The sequence below is a fragment of the Kitasatospora sp. NPDC004799 genome, from assembly GCF_040609095.1.
Taxonomy (GTDB): domain Bacteria; phylum Actinomycetota; class Actinomycetes; order Streptomycetales; family Streptomycetaceae; genus Kitasatospora.
The window spans coordinates 1-1,236 of record NZ_JBEXJK010000812.1 but is presented as its reverse complement, the minus strand read 5'-3'; the positions used below and the strand labels follow the sequence as shown (position 1 = coordinate 1,236).

The following is a 1,236-nucleotide window of genomic DNA, read 5'->3' as shown; positions in this document are numbered from 1 at the left end:
TGAAGGTTCCGTAGGCGAAGCCGAGGTCGACCCGGTCCAGGCCGGTGACGGGCTCCGGGCCGGAGCGGTAGGTCTTGGAGACCGAGCGGAGTTCGTCCAACCGGGCCTCCAGCCGCTCGCGCTCCTCGCGCGGCAGCAGGACCGCCAGCGCCGCCTCGGCGTCCGGGAAGCCCGCCGAGGCGGCGGCCTTGCCCAGTTCGTCCTCGGCGTCCTCGAGCCGGGCCGCCGCCTCCGCGCGGGCCCGGGCGGCGCTGGCCGCGGCGGCGACCGCCTCGGTGAGCCGGGTGAGGGCCGCGGCCCGGTCGGCGACGGAGGCCGCCTCACCGCGGGCGGCCGCCACCCGGTCGGTCAGCGCCTGCTGTTCGGTGCCGAGCGCCTGCAGCCGGTCGGAGAGCACGGCGGCGCGCTCCTTGGCCTCCCGCAGCTCGTCGACCCGGCGGGCGCGGTCCTGCGACAGCCGGGCGATCTCCTGCTCGACCGGGCCGAGCGCCTCCGCCGCGTGCCGGGCCCCGCGGTGCTCGCGCTCCAGATCGGCGAGGGCCCGCGCGAGCGCGTCCGTCCCGTCCGGCCCGGCCGTGCCGACGGCGGTGGCCTCGCGCACCCGCAGGGCGGTGAGCGCCTGGTCGGCCTCCGTCCAGGCCCGCTCGGCGGCGGCCTGGGCCCGGCGCGCCCGCTCCTCGTCCTCGGCGCCGACCCGGCCGCCGGGAGCGGCCTCGGCGGGCGCCGGGTGCTCGGGCGAGCCGCAGACCCGGCAGGCCTCGCCCGCGCGCAGCTGCTCGGCCAACTCGGCGGCCATGCCGCTCAGTCGGCGGTCCCGCAGGTTCAGACCGTGCTCGCGGGCGTCCAGCGCGGCGGTGCGCAGGGCGGCCACCCGGGGTTCGGCCGCGGCGATCTCGGCGCGCAGCCCGTCGCGCTCCCGGGCCGCGCCCAGCCGGACGGTCAACTCGGCGCGCTTCTCGTCCAGTTGCTCGACCCGGGTGGTCGCCGACCGGGCCTCGGCGTGCTGCTGCTCCAGGCGGCCCAGCTCGCCCTCGAACTCGGCGAGCCAGTCCTCGGCCTCCTCGGCCAGCTCCTCGGCGGCGCGTCGGTCCTCCGCCAGGGACCGCTGCTCACGGGCGAGTTCGGCGCAGCGCCGTTCCTCCGCCCGGGCCGCCTCCAGCCGGACCACCTCGGCCCGCAGCCGCAGCTCGGCCTCCGCCAGTCCGGCGGCGTCAGATAGCAAGAGCACACGTCTGA

Annotated in this window: 1 pseudogene; it reads right to left on the bottom strand. The window is 79.3% G+C overall.

Features of this window, described 5'->3' with window-relative positions:
• Window positions 1-1,222, bottom strand: a pseudogene (locus tag ABZW03_RS40980) (SMC family ATPase); the annotation flags it as partial.
• Between the last annotated feature and the right edge of the window lie 14 nt (window positions 1,223-1,236).